12 protein-coding genes are annotated in these 20,260 nt (G+C 60.7%); 5 read left to right on the top strand and 7 right to left on the bottom strand.

The window, feature by feature from the left end; all coding sequences use genetic code 11:
• Positions 1-12 precede the first annotated feature (12 nt).
• Positions 13-297 (top strand): hypothetical protein, encoded by a 285-nt coding sequence (locus BV071_RS29860; protein WP_035615391.1) that lies wholly within the window; start codon positions 13-15, stop codon positions 295-297.
• A 525-nt stretch (positions 298-822) separates the two neighbouring features.
• Entirely contained in the window at positions 823-948 is a 126-nt protein-coding gene (locus tag BV071_RS35975; RefSeq protein ID WP_265595070.1) for a hypothetical protein, read from the top strand.
• Here BV071_RS35975 and BV071_RS29855 read toward each other — a convergent pair.
• Positions 921-1,559: a hypothetical protein gene (locus tag BV071_RS29855; protein ID WP_035615389.1), complete on the bottom strand. Its 639-nt coding sequence runs from the start codon at positions 1,557-1,559 to the stop codon at positions 921-923. The genes BV071_RS35975 and BV071_RS29855 overlap by 28 nt on opposite strands.
• Positions 1,560-1,793: 234 nt before the next feature.
• A complete protein-coding gene (locus BV071_RS29850; protein WP_265595069.1) occupies positions 1,794-2,057 on the bottom strand; it encodes a hypothetical protein in 264 nt (87 codons plus the stop codon).
• A gap of 356 nt (positions 2,058-2,413) precedes the next feature.
• Between BV071_RS29850 and BV071_RS29840 the strand changes: the two genes are divergently transcribed.
• Together BV071_RS29840 and BV071_RS29835 are read left to right on the top strand one after the other, a co-directional pair.
• Positions 2,414-7,372, top strand: a complete 4,959-nt coding sequence (locus tag BV071_RS29840; protein ID WP_035615384.1) for a LamG-like jellyroll fold domain-containing protein — start codon at positions 2,414-2,416, stop codon at positions 7,370-7,372.
• A 125-nt stretch (positions 7,373-7,497) separates the two neighbouring features.
• A complete protein-coding gene (locus BV071_RS29835; protein ID WP_035615382.1) occupies positions 7,498-12,483 on the top strand; it encodes a LamG-like jellyroll fold domain-containing protein in 4,986 nt (1,661 codons plus the stop codon).
• A 12-nt stretch (positions 12,484-12,495) separates the two neighbouring features.
• On the opposite strand, the gene BV071_RS29830 is transcribed toward BV071_RS29835, so the two are convergent.
• On the bottom strand, positions 12,496-14,097 hold the full coding sequence (locus BV071_RS29830; protein WP_265595068.1) for a right-handed parallel beta-helix repeat-containing protein: 1,602 nt from the start codon (positions 14,095-14,097) through the stop codon (positions 12,496-12,498).
• 537 nt (positions 14,098-14,634) lie between these two features.
• On the opposite strand from BV071_RS29830, the gene BV071_RS29825 reads away from it, so the two are divergent.
• On the top strand, positions 14,635-15,906 hold the full coding sequence (locus tag BV071_RS29825; protein ID WP_265595067.1) for a hypothetical protein: 1,272 nt from the start codon (positions 14,635-14,637) through the stop codon (positions 15,904-15,906).
• A 321-nt stretch (positions 15,907-16,227) separates the two neighbouring features.
• Here the strand turns inward: BV071_RS29825 and BV071_RS33960 are convergent, their stop codons facing one another.
• From BV071_RS33960 to cls, 4 genes are all read right to left on the bottom strand, one after another.
• Complete coding sequence (locus BV071_RS33960; RefSeq protein WP_052574059.1) at positions 16,228-17,208, bottom strand: hypothetical protein; 981 nt, start codon at positions 17,206-17,208, stop codon at positions 16,228-16,230.
• A 541-nt stretch (positions 17,209-17,749) separates the two neighbouring features.
• Positions 17,750-18,037, bottom strand: a complete 288-nt coding sequence (locus BV071_RS29815; protein ID WP_035615377.1) for a hypothetical protein — start codon at positions 18,035-18,037, stop codon at positions 17,750-17,752.
• Positions 18,038-18,066: 29 nt separating this feature from the next.
• Positions 18,067-18,312, bottom strand: a complete 246-nt coding sequence (locus BV071_RS35970; RefSeq protein ID WP_265595066.1) for a hypothetical protein — start codon at positions 18,310-18,312, stop codon at positions 18,067-18,069.
• 191 nt (positions 18,313-18,503) lie between these two features.
• Entirely contained in the window at positions 18,504-19,985 is a 1,482-nt protein-coding gene (gene cls / locus BV071_RS29810) for a cardiolipin synthase (protein ID WP_052574074.1), read from the bottom strand.
• Between the last annotated feature and the right edge of the window lie 275 nt (positions 19,986-20,260).

The raw sequence follows: 20,260 nt of genomic DNA, 5'->3' as shown, positions 1-20,260 counted from the left end.
CAGGAAGCAGAAGTGGAGCTTGGCACCGCCGAGGCTCCGAAGGTGAAGCATAAAGGCGGAAGGCCGCGAGGCTCCGGCAAGTGGAGAGGCCCCGAGGTGCTGACACAGGAGCGCCCGCCCAAGCTGAACCGAACGGGCAAGGTAGAGGTGGAACTAAGTGTCCCGCCGAGCTTCACGGCGCTGGCCGCCCTCCACGCCGAGCGCGAGAAGACCACGACGAAGGCAATCGTGGAGCGATGGGTGACGGAAGCCGTGGCCGATGACGAGCCGAAGCCTTTCCCGGCCAAAGCTGGGTGACCGCTGTTAACAATTGTTTACACCCGCCCCGATCGGCATCCGCTGACCGGGGCTTTTCATTTCTCCACGCACCGTCATGCTGCCTGTATGAAACTCGCCCTGCACCGATCCATAACCTTCTGGTCCGGTATGATGGTGATGGGGTTCGTATGCTGGGGCTGGTCGCAATCGACTCGCAAGTTCAACGCCTGCTTCTACCAGAATGTGGCGCTCTGCAATCTAGACTCATGCATCGGGATCGGAATCAAAGACGGCGGTCCGGCAAAGATCCACACAGACACGAGCATTCTGGCAAATCCCCGTCGTTTCAAGCTGGGGTCCCCGCTCTTCATCCGCTTCCAGCTGGGCCCGGCCGACACAACGAGGACGTGGGTCAATAGCACCAAGACCTGGGGCAGTTCAACAGATCGGGACCCCTTTCAAGAACCCCTTCCGCTACGGGATGATCATGTCGTGGTTCCTCCACGACGGGCTGTGGCTGTTGCTAGTTCCGTATTGGCTGGTTCTGCTTGCCGTCTCGATCACATGGACCGCCCTGCTGCTCTGGCGGGCGAGGCGGAGGAAGAGGGCCGCTGCATGACCCCCGCCGGTGTCGATGGTGCCGGGGTGGTGCCGGGGCGCTTCTATGCCTGTGGGGGACTATTTGTGTGATGAACCAGCACGAGAATGGCTTCATAAAAGACGAGCATCCATAGACCCGATTGACCCGTATCGCTAAGACTGTGGCGATATTGGAAAACCCCCTCGCCTATGCGGTCGTAGTTCAACATGTCCCGGACCGCTTCAAGCTGACCAAGCCTTTCGTCCCAAGGGTGAAGGAACTGGACCCTGAACACCGAAGCTGAGTAGTCGTAGCTGGCGTAATGATGCCGAAGCAGTCCCTTTGTTAGACGGGTGAAGTATTCCGTCATCCTCTCCCATCCGGCGTCGAATGAGACCACCTCTTGCAAGACGCCGTCTAGGACCATCTCCTTGTCTTCCATGGTCGCAAGTATCGCATCCACCGTTCGGGGGTTTCTCGGAAGGAAGCCGGGAACAACCTTCTCTTCCCAGATGCGCTCCCCTGCCGCAGAGCGAGCCAAGAGCGAGGCTAGTACTGTGCGCACGTAGTCGTCAGGGGGGGCGTTACCTCCATTGCATTCGTGACAGCACGCCACGGTGATCAGATCAACGGGCACCGGGAGCGGGTAGAAACATTTTGGAGGAACGTGGTCCCGCGTCACTCCCGGAGCCTTCAAGCAGGCGTAACAGATTTCGGCCATCCCCGCTTGCTAACAGGATCGAATGCAGGAGCAAGGGAGCGCGTCGGAAACAACGTGAAATTCTTTTGGGCACCATGGAGGCACCTTGCGAATTTCCGCCAGCCTTCAAATCTTCGTTACCCACTAAAAGAAAGCGAGCCCGGAAACATCCAGACTCGCTTTTCCAAGGGGACGCCAGGTCCCCTTCCCTGGCTTTTGACAGCGGATCACGCCGTGATTCGCTCCCCCGATGATTTAGTAGCGGCGGCCATAGTAGCCACGGCGACCATAGTAGCCGTGTCGGTAGTAACCACCGTTGTAATAGTAGTGGTCGTGGTCATTGTGCTGGCCGATGGCATAACCAACAGCGCCTGCGGCGACGGCACCTGCGGCGGCGGCACCCGGGTCCACCGATTGAACGGGGCGGCCGTAGGCATCGTAAGTGGTCATGCACGAGGTGGAAGCCAACGCAACCACCGCGACCGATATGGCAGTCAGAATCTTCGATTTCGTTTTCATGGAATTCGCGGTTGTTCGTATCTCTAGTCGCCTTTCCATGAGCAAGCGACGTGCCCTGACACTTCCGAGGACGGCCATAATCCCATTTAAGCCATTGGCCATCAATCGACCACAAGCCATCACCAGCATCCACAAGGCGGTCAAATCGTGCCGTAAAGCGCCAGCGGGCAATGCAGGAATAGCGGCTTGAAGTTGCAGAGCGCAATCGGGCGCCAATCCGGCAGGAAGCGGGTCCCTGCGCAGTTTCCGTGACGCCGCGATTCTAGCCTTTCCCAAGTAAGGGACTGTGGCTATGCAAACGCCGTTCACCCCTGTTCCCGGATACCCCCCGTGGTGTTAGCCCCACCTCGATCCGCATGAAGTCCCACCGCGCCCTCCCCACGGCGGCAGCTCTCACCCTGCTTGTCGCGCTGCTCCTATCCTGCTGCCTGATGGCCCAAGACTACGGTCTGACGGTCCGGCCGAGTGTTGGGGCCTTTTACGATAACGCTTTCCCGCCGGAGGCTCCTTCCGTACCGGCGAATTGGTCAACGGTGGTGGCCTTCCCGAACTTGAGTTTCCTGAATCCGGTCGGGCTGGCGCCCATTCCCGGAACCAACAAGCTGGTGGTATGGGAGCGCGAGGGACGGATCTGGTGCTTCGACAACAACCCGGCGACCAGCACCAAGACCCTGGTGGTCGATCTCTCGGCCAATACCCAGGGCTGGGACGACTCCGGTTTGTTAGGCGTGGCGCTGCACCCGGACTTCGCGAACAACCACCAGATGTGGGTCTGGTACTGCTGGCGCGGTGGCATCGCGGGCCACACGGATGATACCGGCCCGATCATGGGCAACGCCACCACCCGGCCGGAACTCGGCACGCCGAACCGCAACCGGCTCTCGCGTTTCGTACTGAATGCGAACTTCCAGACCAGCCAGGCTGGTGAGTATGTGGTGATCGACCAGAAGCGGTCGACCGTCTGGCACAGCGGCGGGGGCATGTTCTTCCACCCCGCGAACGGCTTCCTCTACATCACGAATGGCGACGACGTGAATCCGGACGAGACCCAGCGGATCAATCGCTCGCTCTTCTCCGGCGTGATCCGCATCGACGTGGACCAGCGCGGCGGGGCCATCAGCCATGCGCCGACCCTGCGGCCCTTCAATGAGGTGAGTCCCACATGGCCGCGCTATCAGGTCCCCAACGACAATCCCTTCGTCGGTCAGGCCGGAGCGATTGAGGAACTCTGGGCAATCGGCCTTCGCAGTCCGCACCGCATGACCCTAGATGCCCTCACCGGGCGCATCTTCATCGGTGACGTGGGCCAGTCCTCGCGGGAAGAAGTGACGGCGATCGAGCCGAGCGACCCACCGGGATTGAATCTGCAGTGGAGCCGGATCGAAGGCCTCGATGGTGATCTCGTGCCGCCTTACATCGGCACTAACAAGCGACCGATCATCGACTACGGTCATGGCGATGGCGTGGGCAGTGCGGTGGTGGGCGGCTACGTGTATCGCGGGACGGAGTTCCCGGAGCTGGTGGGCAAGTATATCTTCGGCGACAATGTCTCGCGCTTCATCTGGTACTTGGACGAGTCGACGACGCCTGCGAGCAAGGTCTTCCTCGCCCAGCTTCCCAAGGGAGAAGGCGTGAACTCCGGCAGCGACTACCAGGGTCTCGGGTCCTTCGGCGTGGACGCCAACAATGAGCTGTACATGTGCCAGCTCGGCACTACAGCGGGGAAGATCTACAAGCTGCAGCGCGGTGGGCCAGCGCCCGGGTCTCCCCTACCCGCCACGCTCGGTGCCACCGGACTGTTCAGCAATCTCGCCGCCCTCACGCCGAGCAACAAGCTGATCCCCTATGCGCTGAATGCCCCCTTCTGGTCGGACGGCGCGATCAAGACCCGCTTTGCCGCGATCCCCAACAGCAGCAACATCGGATTCCAGTCGACGGGCGAATGGAGTTTCCCCACCGGCAGCGTGCTGGTGAAACACTTCGAGCTACCGGTGAGCGAGGTGGATCCGAACATCAAGCGCCGGCTCGAGACGCGGGTGATCGTGAAGAAGAGCGATGGCTCGGTGTATGGCGCGACCTACAAGTGGCGCGCCGACCAGAGCGATGCCGACCTGCTGGACTCCGGGCTAAGCGAAAGCATTCCGATTGCCACCGCCCCCATTGGCACCCTAACAGGACAGGACATCGGCGGCCCGGCACTGCTTGGCTCTACACTGCGGAGTGGCACTCAAGTAACGATCACCGCGGGCGGCACGGGCATCGGCGGCACGAGCGACCAATTCCACTTCGCCTCCCAGCAGCGAACGGGTGACTTCGATCTGGCGGTGCGGATTGAGTCGCTGGCGCAGTCCGACCTTTCGAGCAAGGCCGGGCTGATGGTTCGCGAGTCCCTGGCGGCCGACGCGAAGCAGGTGACGGCCTTCGTCTTTCCCAGCAATGCGGACCGCGGCAGCAACGTCGGCGGTTACGAATTCCAATACCGTGCCGCGACGGGCAGCAATGCGACTCCGGTTTACCCGCCGCTGCCACAGCCGCGAGTGAACTTCCCGGACACTTGGCTGCGACTGCAACGCACTGGTGACACCTTCATCGCTTATTCCAGCGCTGACGGCTTCAACTGGCTGGAATATGCGCGCACCACGCTGGACCTGCCGGATCAGGTTTACTTCGGGATGGCGGTAACCGCGAACGCCGGATCACCGGTGACCACCGCGAAGTTCCATGTCGATAGCCGCCGCCAGATCTGGTCCTACCCGAGTCGGCAGGACTGCGTGCGCTGCCACAATCCGAATGCAGGCGGTGTGCTAGGCCCCAGCACCCGGCAATTCAACCGCGAGATGCCCTATCCCGGCAGCGCTGTGACCGACAACCAAATCCGCGCGTGGAATCACGTCGGACTCTTCAGTAATGCGCCGACCGAACAAGCCATCCCCGGGCTGGAAAAACTGGTGGCCCACACGGATACCAGTGCGTCTCTGCAAGAGCGGGCGCGTTCTTATCTGGATGCCAATTGTTCCTACTGCCACCGCCCGGGTGGTGCTGAAGCGCAGTGGGACGGGCGCTTTGCCACGCCTTTCGAGAGCCAAGGGATCTACTATGGCATCGTAAACAACAAGCTGGGCAATCCCGACGCACGGGTGGTGGTCCCACAGAGCCTCGGGGATTCCATCCTGCACTTCCGCGTCAACAAGGTGGGCAAGGACCAGATGCCACCGCTGGGCCGCAACGTGGTGGACAAGGCCGGAGTGCAGATGCTGGAGCAGTGGATCAACTCACTGCAGCCGGAGACGATTGCTCCGCCTTCCCTGCTCGTCGCCACCGCTGTCTCTCAGACCCAGATCAATCTCGCTTGGTCCGACCAATCCAACAATGAGGCGGGCTTCTCGCTCGAGCGCTCCTTCGATGGCCTCAGCTTCACGGCGCTCGCCATCGTAGGGCCTGGAGTGATGAGCTATAGCGACACGACGGCCGAGCCCTTCACGATCCACCACTATCGCATCGCTTCCTTCAGTGATCACGTTTACTCCAGCTACACGAATGTGGCGGCGGCAGCCACGGACGTAGGTCCTGCCGCCGCCGAGATCCGGATCGTCGGCAATGGCCGGGTGATCTCTAACAACGATATGGTGCCAGCGTTCTCGGATGGCACCGATTTCGGCTCCGCGGTCTCGCCGGGTGGCCAAGTCACGCATACCTTCACACTGGAGAATCTCGGCAACGCCAGCCTCACGCTAAGTGGCACACCACGCATCCGCATCGATGGCAGCGGAGCAACTTCCTTCAGTGTGGTAGCACAGCCGGCCGCAAGCGTGTCTGGCCCAGGCGGTGTCACCTTCGATATCCGCTTCCAGCCGACTGGCACCGGGATCAAGACGGCGACCATCGCCATCCCGTCCAATGACCCGAGCGAGCCGGAGACCAGCTTCGCCGTGACCGGCACCGGAGTCGCCAGCAACCTGATCGGCTGGTGGAAGTTCGACGAGACGTCCGGGACCGTGGGTAGTGACAGCTCCGGTAATGGCCGCAACGTCAGTCTCACCGGTCCGCTGGCAGCGTGGGAACCCGGATTGCTGGGGGGAGCCCTGAAGTTCACCGGCGTCGACAACCAAGGCGTGAGCATCGCCAGCCAGGCCGCGCTCAACCCCACCCAAGCCATTACAATCGCGGCATGGGTCTATGCCTCCGATTGGGACAGCAACCGCCGCATCGTGCAGAAGGGCAATAGCGACAATCAATACCGCCTGCTCTCCGAGGATGGCGATCTGGTCTGGGAGATCTTCAACGTCGCCCAAGTCCGGGCGACCCGCCCTGCCGCCAAGCGCTGGTTCCACGTGGCGGCCACCTACGACCGCGCGAACATGCGGCTCTATGTGAACGGCACCCAGGTAGGCAGCGCACCGGCTACCGCCGCGATCCCCGCCACCAACAACGCCTTCAACATCGGTGCCAAATCCCCCGCCGCTCCGGGGAACGATCACATGAACGGCTACATCGACGACGTACGGCTTTACTCGCGGGCGCTTCCGGCCTCGGAGATCGCGTTACTCGCTTTGCAGTCGGCATCCGTCTCGATCACCGCCACGGACAACACGGCACAGAAAGGCACCAACAACACAGGCACCTTCACCGTGACCCGCAGCGGCCTGCTGGAGCAAGACCTCCAAGTGGGTCTCACCACCGCCTACGGCCCCACGCAGGCGCTGCCGCGGATCGACTATACCCTCGCGCCCTTGCCGACAGACTTTCGGATTCCAGCCGGCCAGAGCTCGGCAACCCTGACGCTCGAGGCGCTCGACCGCGATATCGCGACGGGCCCGCAGAGCGTCACGCTGTCGCTGGCAGAGGCGACGGGCTATATTGCGGGCAGCAGCAGCGCGCAGATCCAAATCCTTGATTCGCCTTTGAACAACTGGAAGGTCTCCGCCTTCGGTAGCCTTGCCGGGGCGCAAGCAGCTGCTGCGCAGGACAGCGCCGATGCAGACGGTGATGGCGTGAACGTGCTGCTCGAGGCAGCCCTCGGCGGCACCCCGACAGGAAACGATACCCCGCGCCTGCCGGACGGCGAGATCGAGATCATCGGCGGCCTGCCCTACCTCACCTCCACCTACGTGCGACCCAAGCCCACGCTGGGCGGGATCTCCTATCACCACCGCGCCAGCTTCGAGCTGTCCGCCCATGTCTGGGACGAAGCAGTCATGCTCCCCGGCTATCCGCAGGACAACGGGAATGGCACCGAGACGGTAAAAACGCGGACTCTTCTCCCGATGGACGCCCAGCCCCGGCAGTTCTTGCGGCTTGAGGTGACGCGGCCCTAGAGCCGGCGGAGGCGGTGTCGAAACCGTCACAAGCCTCCCCTAAACCTGGAGCGTCCAGCGGACGTGGAAATAAACGACCCCGGGGAAGGCTCATGCCTTCCCGGCGCCATCTCACTCCGCGTCGCATGAAAACCCTCCGCCCGTTTCCTCTGGCGGCAGCCCTCACGCTGCTGATGTCGGCCTTATTCCCCTGCCCCGCCCAGGCGCAGGACTATGGACTGGAAACCCGGCCTGACGTCGGAGCTTTCTACGACGGCACCTTCCCGACCGAAGCTCCTTCGGTTCCCGCCAACTGGACCACCGTAGTCGCCTTTCCGAACTTGAGCTTCCTCAATCCGGTCGGGCTCGCGGCGATTCCCGGGACCAACAAGCTGGTGGTCTGGGAGCGCGAAGGCCGGGTCTACGCCTTCGACAACAACCCGGCCGTCACCACCAAAACCCTGGTGGTGGACCTCTCAGCCAATACCCAGGGCTGGGATGACTCCGGACTTCTGGGTCTAGCCTTCCACCCGGACTTCGCGAACAACCGCCAAATGTTCGTCTATTACAATTGGCGCGGTGGGCAGGTCGGCGGTGCCGGTGACCTGGGCCCGATCCTTGGCGACGCGACCACCCGTCCGATCACTCTCCAGCCACCATCCCCACCGACGCGGGATCGCTTGTCGCGCTTCGTGCTGGATTCGAATTTCCAGACGACGCAAGCGAGTGAATATGTGGTGATCGACCAGAAGGACAACCACGTCTGGCACAACGGCGGCGGCCTGTTCTTCCACCCCGGAAATGGCTTCCTCTATCTGACCAACGGCGACGACGCCGACGGCGCCCTGAACGGACAGCGGATCGACCGCGCTTTGTTCTCCGGAGTGATCCGGATCGATGTGGACAAGCGTGGTGGAGCGATCAGCCACGCGCCAACCAAGCGGGCGCTGAACGAAGTCAGTCCGGAGTGGCCGCGCTACTACGTGCCGAATGACAACCCTTTCGTGGGCCAACCGAACGCGCTTGAGGAGTTCTTCGCGATCGGATTGCGCAGTCCGCACCGGATGACCCATGACCCGGTGACCAACCGGATCTTCATCGGCGACGTCGGAGCTGAGACACGGGAAGAGGTCACCATCATCGAGCCGAGCGACCCACTCGGCCTGAACCTGCAGTGGCCGAGGATCGAAGGTCTGAACGGCGACCTGACAGGAACCTACATCGGCGTCAGCAAGCGCCCGGTGATCGACTACCCGCACGCCGGCGGGGATGGCAGCAGTTGCGTGGTGGGCGGCTACGTTTACCGCGGCACCCAGTTCCCGGAGCTGTATGGCAAGTATATCTTCGGCGACAACATGACCGGCTTCATCTGGTACTTGGATGAATCCACCACTCCCGCCAGCAAGGTCTTGCTGGCAACCCTGCCCGATGGCCAGGGAGAGAACTCCGGCAATGACTACCGCGGTCTCGGATCCTTTGGCCTGGACGCGAACCACGAACTCTACATGTGCCAGCTCGGCACCACCGCAGGGAAGATCTACAAGCTCCAGCGTGGCGGCCCGGCACCCGGCACTCCGCTACCTGCCACACTGAGTGCCACCGGCTTGTTCAGCAATTTGGCGACCATGACGCCAAGCCCGAAGCTGATCCCCTACAGCCTTAATGCCCCCTTCTGGTCGGACGGCGCGATCAAGTCGCGCTGGGCCACGGTGCCGAACAACACCACCATCAGCTTCCAACCCCAAGGCGACTGGAATTTCCCCACCGGCAGCGTGCTGGTGAAGCACTTCGACCTGCCTTCCAGCGATGTGGATGCGAACGCGAAACGCCGCCTGGAAACACGCGTGATCGTGAAGAAGGACGACGGCACGGTCTATGGTGCGACCTACAAGTGGCGTGCCGACCAGAGCGATGCCGACCTGCTCGACGGCGGCCTGACCGAAAACATCCCGATCGCCACGGCACCGGTGGGAAGCTTCACCGGTCAGGATATCGGCAGTCCGATCTTGGCTGGATCGACCACCCGCGACGGTGACCAGGTCACCATCGTGGCTGGCGGTGACGACATCTGGGGGAACAACGACCGCTTCCATTTCGCCTACCAGCAGCGCAGCGGCGACTTCGACATCTCGGTGCGCATTGAGTCGGTCCAACAGGCGGATCTCTACACCAAGACCGGTCTGATGGTGCGGGATAGCCTCGCGGCAAACGGGCGGCACGTGATGGCACTGGTCTTCCCCAGCAATGCCGCGCGCAACAACAACGTGGGTGGCTATGAGTTCCAGTACCGCGCGACTGCCGGGGGCAATGCCGCCGCGATCTATCCACCCGCTCCGCAGCCGCTCGTGAACTACCCGGATACCTGGCTGCGCATGAAGCGCGAGGGTGACACCTTTATCGCCTACTCCAGCCCGGATGGTTTCAGTTGGACCGAGTATGCTCGCGTCACCCAAGATTACCCGGACCAGATTTACTTCGGCCTGGCGGTGACCGCGCACGTCGCATCCCAGAATGCGACCACCACGGCCAAGTTCCACCTGAACAGCCGCCGCCAGCCTTGGTACTATCCGGGCCGGCAGGATTGCGTGCGCTGCCACAATGGCCAAGCCGGCGGTGTGCTCGGGCCCAGCACGCGGCAGTTCAACAAGGACATGCTCTATCCCGGCGGCGTGACCGACAACCAGGTCCGGGCTTGGAATCACATCGGCCTCTTCAGCAATGCTCCTTCTGACAGCCAGATCCCCACGATGGAAAAGCTGGCGTATCATACGGATACCAGCGCCTCGCTCCAGGATCGCGCTCGCTCGTACTTGGATGCGAACTGTTCCTACTGCCATCGCCCCGGCGGCGTGCATGCGATGTGGGATGGTCGCTTCCAGACGCCCTTCCAGCAGCAGGGCCTTTTCTACGGTCTCTTGAACGACAATCTGGGCAATCCCGATGCCCGGGTGATCGTGCCGCAGAGCCTGGAGGACTCGGTTCTCTACTATCGCGTGAGCAAGGTGGGTGATCACCAGATGCCGCCGCTGGCGCGCAATCAGGTGGACACCGTCGGCGTGCAGATGCTCGCGCAGTGGATCCAGTCGCTGCAACCTGAGACCGTCACGCCACCCACCACACTGGTGGCGACAGCTATCTCGCACAACGAGGTGCAACTTGTTTGGGAAGATCAGTCGGACAACGAGGCGGGATTCTCGATCGAGCGCTCGCTGGACAGCATTAACTTCGAGTCCATCGGGATCGCCCCAGCTGGCTCTACCAGCTACAGCGACACCACGGCGGATCCTTTCTCCGCGAACTACTACCGCGTCGCCGCCTTCGGCGATTACGTCTATTCCTCCTATTCGAATGTCGCCTCCGCGACCACCGACATAGGCCCTCCGGCGGCAGAGATCCGGATCGTGGGGAATGGCCGCATCGTCTCTAACAACGACAGCACGCCGGACTACTCCGATGGCACCGACTTCGGGGTGGCCGTGCCGCCTGGCGGCCAAGTCATCCGCACCTTCACGCTGGAGAATCTGGGCAATGCGCCGCTGCTCTTGAACGGCACGCCGCGGATCCGCATCGATGGCACAGGCGCATCATCCTTCGCCGTGCTGGCGCAGCCCGCAGCATCCATCGCGGGTCCGGGCGGCACGACCTTCCAGATCCGCTTCCAGGCGGCCACCACCGGGGTGAAGAATGCCACCGTGGTGATCCTCTCGAATGATCCGAGCGAGCCCACCACGAGCTTCGCGATTACCGGCACCGGCGTTGCCTCCGGCCCTGTCGGCTGGTGGAAGCTCGACGATAGCAGCGGCACCACCGCGGCTGATAGTTCCGGGAATGGCCGTGTCGGCACCTTGAATGCGCCCCTGCCCCAGTGGGTGACGGCTGGACGTCTCGGCGGCGCCCTGCAATTCACCGGTGAGCTGAACCAAGGGGTGGTAGTCGCGAATCAGACAGCCCTCAATCCGACCGAAGCGATCACGCTCACCGCCTGGGTCAAGGCCGTCGATTGGGGCGGCAATCGTCGCATCGTCCAGAAGGGCAACAACGATAACCAATACCGGCTGCTCGCCGAGAATGGGAAGCTGGTGTGGCACATCTCCGGCGCCGGACGGATCGAGACCGACCTGCCACCGGCCAATACGTGGTTCCATGTCGCGGCCACCTACGACCGCACCCAGATGAGGGTCTATGTGAATGGCGAAGAGGTGGCCAGCCAGGCCCAGACCGCAGCCATTCCGACCACGACCAATGCCCTGAACATTGGAACCAAGACCACTGGCTCCACAGCTGGCGACCACATGAATGGCTACCTCGACGACGTGCGTCTCTATTCACGTGCCTTGGCGGCGAATGAAATCGCTCTGCTGGCCTCGCAATCCGGATCGGTCTCCATCGTCGCGACCGATGGCACCGCCCAGAAAGGCACAGCGGATACCGGCAGCTTCACCGTCAGCCGCACAGGCCCCACCGATGAGGCCCTGCAGGTCGGACTCGCAGTGGCTTATGGCGCTGGCCAAGCACTGCCGCGGATCGACTACACGCTGACGCCGCTGCCCACCAGCTTCTCCATCCCCGCCGGCCAGAGTTACGCCACCCTGACCTTGAGCGCGCATGATCGTGAAACGGTCACCGGCCCGCTGAGCGTGACACTCTCGCTGTCGGAAGCTTCCAACTACATCGCCGGAGCCAGCAGCAGCGCCCAGATCCAGATCCTGGATTCGCCGCTGAACAACTGGAAGATCTCCGCCTTCGGCAGCCTCGCTGCGGCCCAAGCGGCACCGGCCTTGGACGACTCCGATGGCGATGGCGATGGCGTGAGCGTGCTCCTTGAAGCCGCCCTCGGCGGTAGCCCGAGCGCCCGCGACACGGCACGTCTGCCGGACGGAGAGATCGAGATCATTGATGGTCTGCCCTACTTCACCACCACCTATGTGCGGCCGAAACCGGCAATCGCCGGGATCTCCTATCACCATCGTACTACCTGGGACCTCTCGGATGGCAGTTGGGAAGACACGGTCATGCTGCCCGGCTATCCGCAGGACAACGGGAACGGCACGGAGACTGTGAAGATCCGGACCTTGCTCCCGATTGGCGGGCAGCCGCAGCAGTTCCTGCGACTGGAAGTCACGCGACCATAAAGCAAGGGCGACTCAAGGTGTCTTGTTTCCGGTCAGCGTGCTGCCAGTCGTGTTGCCCGTGCCGTATTTGGTAAAGGCGACGACGGCGTCCGTGGCATTGAGATCGTAGTAGGTCCCGGCGGCGGTATGGTTCGACGTGGCGGTGCAACTGGTGACGCTGCCGGAGGTGGCCCTGATTCCATCCTGACCATTGGAAGTGGCCGTCGAGCTGGTGACGGTGGCGCCGGAAATTCCAATACCACCATTGGATATAGCAATGCAGCCGTTGACCGTCCCCCCGGAGATCCCATTACCGCCATTGTATTTCGCGATGCTGCCGGTAACGATGCTGTCCGAGGCGATAAGCCCATCGGTACCATTGGAGGCAACCGTGCAATTGTTGACGATGCCGTAGTAGGCAATGATACCCCAGGTCCGGCAGCCACTGACCTGCATGTTTTCCACGGTCAGGTTCCTGAAGGCACCGAAAGGAGTCCCCCCGGCGGCATTGGCATAGATTCCGTTCTCAAAGCCCGCAGTCACCGCGGGGAACACGGTTGAGGAGTTCCCGGCGACGTTGCCGTTCCGGATCACGATATTGTTGAGGCCACCGGTGACAAAGATGCCCCTGCCGGTCACCGCAGCGGTGGAGCTGAGGGTGAAGCCGCCCAGATCGAGGGTCACGTTCGGCGAGGTGATGCTAATGGCATCTCCCGAAGTAGCGGTGAACTGGAGGTTCTGGGTGAGATAGTAACTGCCCGGGCTGCTGATGGTGTAAGGCAACGAGTCGATGGCAGCGCGGCGCTCGCCGTCGATAGAGCTACCCGTCACGTTGCCGGTACCGTACTTTGTGGAGGCGATGACAGCGTTCGCAGCATTGAGATCATAGTAGCTTCCCGCGGAAGTGTTGTTTCCTTGGGTTATGCAGGCGGTCACGCTGCCGGAAGTAGCGCCGATCCCATCACGGCCGTTGGCAGAAGCTACCGAATTCACGACAGTGATGGCTGCGCCCGAGATTCCATTGCCGCCGTTGTATTTTGCGAGGCAGGCAGTGACGACACCTTCCGACGCAATGAGGCCGTCGGTGCCATTGGCGGCGACGGTACAATTGCTGAGCCTGCCATAATAGGCGACGATGCCCCAGGTACGGCAACCACTGACCTGCATGTTTTCCACGCTCAGATTCCTGAAGGCGCCAAAGGGAATGCCCTGGCTGGCATTGGCGTAGATCCCGTTCTCGAACCCAGCGATAGTGGTGGGATAGACCGTGGAGCTCCCGGCGATGTTGCCATTCCGGATCGCGATGTTATTGAGACCGCCGGTGACGAAGACGCCCCTGCCGGCCACTGTCGCGGTGGAGCTAAGGGTGAAGCCGTTGAAGTCGAGTGTGACGTTCGGCGAGGTGATGCTAATGGCATCCCCCGAGGTCGCAGTGAACTGGAGGTTCTTGGTGAAATAGTAGCTTCCCGGGGTGCTGATGGTATAGGGCAGCGAGTCGATCGGGGTGCGCGCTTCGATCTGGTCGAGCGTCTTCATCGATGGCGCAGGCGGGCCCGCTGGCGGGACTAGCGGGCCTTGGGCAAAGACCACGAATGGAGTCAGAACAAGAGCGAGGAGGATTGCGGAAGATTTCATGAATGGAAGCGGCCTGACTGCTGACGCCCGGAAAAGTCCTTTGGCACGGACAAGGTCGATGAGGGAAACGACAGCTTACAGCGTAGTTGGAGAAACTTGTAATCCCCGCCCGTTCAAACGGCTGGAGTCTGTGGTTGATGGATGATCGCCCGAAATCATCTCGAATGCGCCATAAAGAACAGAACGGGACCTGATAGAGTGGAGGGCCGAAGAATCTCCAAAATGAAATCCCGTGAAAATACGCAGGACCGCGTACCCAGCGCCCCCGACAAGAGGAGTCCCTCGTATCAAGTGCCATGCCGTTCACGCCTCTGGTTCGAAAATGGCACCCACTCCGAAAGGAAAGAGCCTCAACCCGTCAAGGTTGAGGCTCTTATGAAGTGGCGGGAGTAGGATTTGAACCTACGACCTTCAGGTTATGAGCCTGACGCCCAACCCCTAAAAATCAAGCATCGCACAATCTCCATGCTTCACTCCGTGCAATAGATGCTTGCGAACGCGCCTACGCTCCGCTCCGATGCAGGTATGAGCAGAAGAGTGAAGCGAACCCGTACTACGGCCAGTAAGACTGCCTCGACGGGCATTACCATCGTTTCCAAGGTGGATGCCCAAGGCTATGTCTTCCATCGGGTACAAGGGTGGCAGGAGGATGGGAAGTGGCAGCGGAAGCGGTTTAAGGAACGGAAGAAAGCCGAAACCTTCGCCGCGGCGCTGCGGGTACAACTCGAGAACAAGGGCCGGGCTCAACGCATGGTTCTCTCCGCTCTTACAGACTCGCAGCACGAGGAAGCCTTGCAGGCGTTCGACAGGCTCGGGAGTACCTACACGCTCGCAGAGGCGGTCGATTTCTTCCTGCGCCATCACCGACCTCCGGAATTCACGATTCGAATGGCTGATGCCCTCAATCTCTATATTGACGATAGGGAGCGTGACGGGTTGCGTCCCCGGTCCCTGAAGGGAATCCATAGCGTGCTGAGGCAGTTTTCTATCCTTGCGGATGACCCGTGGGTTCATGAAGTGACGGGCAGCCAAGTGGAAGGTTTCTTGCGCGGTCTGACTGCGAAGAACGGCACTCATCGTGCCAGCAAAAAGACTTGGAACAATTACCGAAATGATTTGAGTGCATTCTTCAGTTGGTGCGCGAAGGCTGACAAGGCAAGCAACCGGCCGTTCGCTTTCGAAAATCCTGTAGCCGACATCCGCGTATACGCCGCCCGCCAAGTGAGAGAGGAGCAGGGCGATACTCCCACCACCACCGATCTAGGAAAGGTTCTACGCCTCTTCTCCGTGCTATCGCGTTGGCGTGGCGGGGTAATGATCCCTCATTTCGCGATGCTCTATTTCTCCGGCATCCGTCCCGAGGAATTGAAGCGGATGGCGGCGAGGCAGTCCTCGCTGGTAAATCTCAAGACTTTGACGATCGGCATTCCTGCTAACGTCTCCAAGACGCGACATGAGCGGCAGGTGACAATCCCCGCAAATCTCGCTGAATGGTTAGGCGCTTTCCCCGGGAGCATACTGCCGACAAACTACGACCGACTGGCCAAAATGGTGAGGCAGCATTTTGAGCTTACCCACGATGAGCCGCGGCACAGCTTCATCTCGTATCACGTAGCCTTTCACCGCAGCATTGGAGATGTGGCGCTGCAGGCAGGCAACAGCGAGAGCATCGTAAAACGCCACTACCTGAATACCCACCCGCGCGAGGAGGGAGAGAAATTCTTTCACATCGTGCCGGACCGCTTGGCGAAACGCGCAGTCCTGATGAAGAGCGCCAAGGAAGCGCAGGTCGCATTGAAAGTCATCTGACGAAAACGGCGAGTCTGAACTATCGACCACCGCCCTCGCGGTGTCGGCGGGACCTGTCTGACCGGCATTTGCACGGCTGATGACGTTGTAAAGGTGCCCCGCACCAACCCACACGCTAGTATCAGCCCGTCTCAGTACCTGCCGCCTCTGAACAACACTGCGCAGGTCCGCGAACCTGCCGACCTGGGAGTTAAGCAATGCGCCAGCGGGGCAAATTACGCGCCAGCTTCCGCATGGAGAAACGAAAGCATGAAAGGGCTCTCCTCTTTCCCGTGGGGCATATCTTGGAGCAACAATTGCGCGTTCGTTTCTCAGATTTACTCACGTGCCAACAGCCGGAGGGATAGGGGTGGATCTAGCAACCAAAGGCCGAACAGCGGGGCATTTGGCCACAAGGCGGAAGTGGATTGTGAATGCCTCGCTTTCGTCGGTCTTTATTGACGCCGCTGGCTGGAAGCGCTGGGAGCTATGACCGGCAAGGCCCGTCCCTCCCGCATCATCATCCTCCGAGAGTCGCGCTGCCTCAAGCCCTTTCAGATGATCGGCCAACTCGGGTATGAAGGTCACGGAGATGAGTCCTGTTGATTCGTTTTCCACGATCCCGGCTTCGCCAGCCTCCTTTGCCCACACCTTGAAGAAGGTGAAACGGCCCGTGTCGTGCGAGGGCCGTTCCAAGACGATGGAAGACCGCTGATCAATGCGGAACGTACCGACAGGATTACCATCGATGGCAATTCGTGCGTTGCACCGCCGTGAACTTCTGTTTTCAAGGCGGATGGAATAGGGCGTTCCATGTTCCATTCGGACGTAGCCTTCCTCGGCCTCCTCGCCTTCTGGAATAACTACGGCGTAATCTCTGTGTCTCATGATATTGCCTCGTTCGGGGCCTCGGGTGAGCTCTCCGGTTTCTGTTTCCTTCAGAGGCTTAGAAGGCAGGAAAAGCGCAATCACGTAAGGCACCAGCAAGAGGGCAATGCATCCCATGATGCATACCGCCCAACATGGAACCGAAGCGTCCTTGAGTCGCTTGCCAAGGATTGCGAAGGCCCCGTAAGCGGACCGGGCCAACACGATGAGACCGATGATGCCACCAATCGGGAATTGTGGTGCTTGGCCGGGCGCTGGGGGATCGACCCTGTATTCGCTAAAGCATATCATAGTGATGACCACGACCACCCACCACCCGACGCTACTGAGAAAGAAAGCTTTTCGCCCCACGGCTTTTCCTCGCTTCCAACCGAGAAGGACCGCGGCAGCGGGGATCCCGCAGACAAATATGGCAGCTATAATTTCTTCGAGCATGGCCTAGGGCAATTCGAGTTCGATTGCCCGTTCCAGGTGGCCCGGGAGTTCAGAAGTCATGACAGCATGACCGCACGGGCCTTTTAGAGCCCCGCATACACGAAGCTCCTTGGACATGCGCCGGTGCCTCCCGGACCATTTGTCCGGTTGGCTGTCATGGGTTCTGACGCCCAGCCCACGCTGACGCGGGCGCACCGTTTCAACCACATCGGCACCGAAGGTTCAAGTGAACTCTGCTAAGTTTTGCTTTTCTGGCCGTGGCGTACCCGTTGCATTTTCAATTCTAGCGGAAGTCGTGGCTGCCAGAGGCGTGGGCGGCCTCCCTACCGTGCAGAGGCTTTATGGAGGTGACGTAGACGGTGGCTTCGTCACCGCCCTATCGAGAGGGCCGGGTGCCTATCCAGCCCATTGCCAATTACCCTGTGGTGATGCTCCCGGTTAACGGGAAAGTGACCTCCTCAGCCGGAGATCAAACGGGGTGAACCGAAATGTCTGGCAGCATGCCTCCAATACCATGAAGGACCAAGAGCCTAGGAACCTATCATGACTCGCGCGATTGCAGCCCCGGCTTGCGGAGCGATGCGAGAGACAGGAGGGCGAGCCCCATGAAGAGCCACTGAAAGGCGTTTGACCAAATTTCGGCGAGGAGCATGTCGTTAGGGCGAGTGTAATTGCCAGCACGGAAGAGACCGGCGGCGACCTCGACGAATGCAATCAAGGCGAGCCAAAACCAAGCGCGGAAGACTTTGTCAGGGTTCCGAAAGCGATCGGCAATGAATGACAATGCAGTGAGGCCGAGAACCAAGGCGGCCAGGAGGTAGTTGTTCATGGCCTCAAGGGGTCTATGGAGCGAGCGAATCAGGAAGCTGGAGTCGCGGAATCTCCACCGAGCGACAGGGTTGCAGGGCGACAGAAGAGGCTCGGGTGTCCGAACCTGCCACCGTCACCTTCGATGAGATCAAAGACGACCTTTTGCACCTCGTAGTTCGTGCCCTGAAGCGTAAGAGTCTCCCCTACTCGCGGGAGGTGGCCGAACAGGACCTTGATGGCGCGTGCTTCGTCGTTGAGGGATACGCTGACTTCGTGAAGATTGGAGGCTGACATTGGATCGATCTTTCGGTTGTAGGAAAGGTGTACCGTAAGACGGAGCCGGAGGCTGTCAAATGACCAAGGCAAAGGGGCTCCCTTGATAGGGCACCAACGAGCAATTTCGATCAGCGCGGGCCGGGAGTTCCCCCTCTATTGGGGGCCTCATTCAAACCTTTCCGGTTCAGCAAAGTGAGAGACTGCGGGGCTCACTGGATTGGTGAGAGCAGATTCGCCGCCCGGACCTTCATAAGGAATTGGGTGCCGCGCTCGGTAGGCTCCTTGAACCCGACAACACGGGATTTCTTGAAATCCTTCTCGAACATCTCTGCTACCTGAGCGGCAAAGCCGCGATCCTCGACTTGCACCGTCAGTTCGAAATTCAGCCGGAAAGAGCGGTTGTCGATGTTCGCCGACCCCACCGTAGCGATATCAGAATCCACGAGGGTCACCTTTTGGTGCATGAAGCCTTCGCAGTGCCGATAAAAGCGCACGCCCACTCTGCCTAAGCGCTCAACGTAAGCCCAGCCAGAGAGGTCAACGAGAGGGCTGTCACACTTGTCGGTGACCAGGATTCTAACCTCGACCCCGCGGAGAGCAGCAAGTTCAAGAGCGCTGACAATTTGCTCATCCGGCACGAAGTAGGGCGTAGCGATCCAAAGTCGCGAGCGCGCTGAGTTCACCAAGCTCAGGAAGTAAAGGGTACAGGTTTCCAAGGAATCGGCGGGACCGCTGGGGATGCACTGGACGGTTTGGCCGGTTCCTGCGGAGACCGCAGCAGGTCTCCACTCAAGCTTCAACTCCTTGTCGCTACTCCAGAGCCAGTCCTCAAAGAATGGCAGTTGGATGGCCTGCACCGCCGGGCCCTGCACCCGGACCATGGTGTCGTGCCACGGAGACAGATCCTTGTCGCCGCCGCTGTATTCGTCGCCAATATTGGCACCTCCCGTCCAAGCGACCCGGCCATCCACAATGACGACTTTCCGATGGTTGCGGAAGTTGACCTGGAAGCGGTTGGTCCAGCCCTTCCTTGAATTGAAAGGCAGGATCTCGATGCTGGCGCGTTGAAGTTCGTCCCGATAGGCGTCGGGGAGTCCATAGCTGCCGATTTCATCGTAGAGGAAGTGGACACCCACGCCGCGGCCGGCTGCCGCCACCAAGCGGTCTTTGATCTGCCTGCCCAGATCGTCATCCCTGACAATGTAGAATTGGACGAGGATGTAGGATTTGGCCGCATCGATACCCTCAAAAATCGATGGGAAGATCTGCTCGCTGTTGCGGAGGAGCTGGACCTCGTTGCCTGAGGTGGAAGGAAGCTTGGTCAAGCGCTCGAGAATGCGCGCCTCCCCATTTCCGGACGATGGCGCAGGGGGCCGGGCAGCGTTGAATTCTTCCCGCAACGTACTGACAACCGCGCTCGATCTCCCGTCGCTACCCCTTCTGGCGGAAACATAGCCTTCAAACTTCGTCCTGCCGAAGACCCAATAGGCGGGCACCGAAAGAACCGGGATGGAGTTCAGGGCCACGACCCAAGCGGTGGCACCTTGGGCGGTTCTAGCTGTCATGATCGCCTGCACGGAACTGAGTGCTCCCAGCACGTGAGCGACCGTGAGAAACAAGGCGAGGAAGCGCTTTTTGCGTTTACGAACGTAGCTCGCTTTCGCCGCTAGACGGGGAAAGCGCCGTTTCATCCTTCCCTTCCATTTGCCAAGGATCCCAAGCATGAAGGTATGTAGCGACGAATAGGGGTGAAGCAATTCCAATTGTGGGAACCCACCCTCCCCGGATTCGCGCAGTCAGTCATTCGTGCCGGAATTCACACGGAACCTCGCACGGTTCGAAGATCGCCGGACGAATCTGCACCCTCGTGATATCCGCGAAATTCAGAAGGGTCCACAGAGGTTTGACCCGCTGGCCCGAATCGAATGTCACGCGAATCAGGAGGGATAGGACCCCGGAGATTGGA

It is taken from the genome of Haloferula sp. BvORR071, assembly GCF_000739615.1.
In the GTDB taxonomy this organism is placed as follows: domain Bacteria; phylum Verrucomicrobiota; class Verrucomicrobiia; order Verrucomicrobiales; family Akkermansiaceae; genus Haloferula.
This window is presented reverse-complemented; position numbering and strand designations above follow the sequence as displayed.

What these genes read in the sequence shown, in the direction of transcription:
- BV071_RS35975 (WP_265595070.1), top strand. Translation starts at nt 823, where the DNA reads ATGGACCGCCCTGCTGCTCTGGCGGGCGAGGCGGAGGAAGAGGGCCGC.
- BV071_RS29855 (WP_035615389.1), bottom strand. Translation starts at nt 1,559, where the DNA reads ATGGCCGAAATCTGTTACGCCTGCTTGAAGGCTCCGGGAGTGACGCGG.
- BV071_RS29850 (WP_265595069.1), bottom strand. Translation starts at nt 2,057, where the DNA reads ATGAAAACGAAATCGAAGATTCTGACTGCCATATCGGTCGCGGTGGTT.
- BV071_RS29840 (WP_035615384.1), top strand. Translation starts at nt 2,414, where the DNA reads ATGAAGTCCCACCGCGCCCTCCCCACGGCGGCAGCTCTCACCCTGCTT.
- BV071_RS29835 (WP_035615382.1), top strand. Translation starts at nt 7,498, where the DNA reads ATGAAAACCCTCCGCCCGTTTCCTCTGGCGGCAGCCCTCACGCTGCTG.
- BV071_RS29830 (WP_265595068.1), bottom strand. Translation starts at nt 14,097, where the DNA reads ATGAAATCTTCCGCAATCCTCCTCGCTCTTGTTCTGACTCCATTCGTG.
- BV071_RS33960 (WP_052574059.1), bottom strand. Translation starts at nt 17,208, where the DNA reads ATGCTCGAAGAAATTATAGCTGCCATATTTGTCTGCGGGATCCCCGCT.
- BV071_RS29815 (WP_035615377.1), bottom strand. Translation starts at nt 18,037, where the DNA reads ATGAACAACTACCTCCTGGCCGCCTTGGTTCTCGGCCTCACTGCATTG.
- BV071_RS35970 (WP_265595066.1), bottom strand. Translation starts at nt 18,312, where the DNA reads ATGTCAGCCTCCAATCTTCACGAAGTCAGCGTATCCCTCAACGACGAA.
- cls (WP_052574074.1), bottom strand. Translation starts at nt 19,985, where the DNA reads ATGAAACGGCGCTTTCCCCGTCTAGCGGCGAAAGCGAGCTACGTTCGT.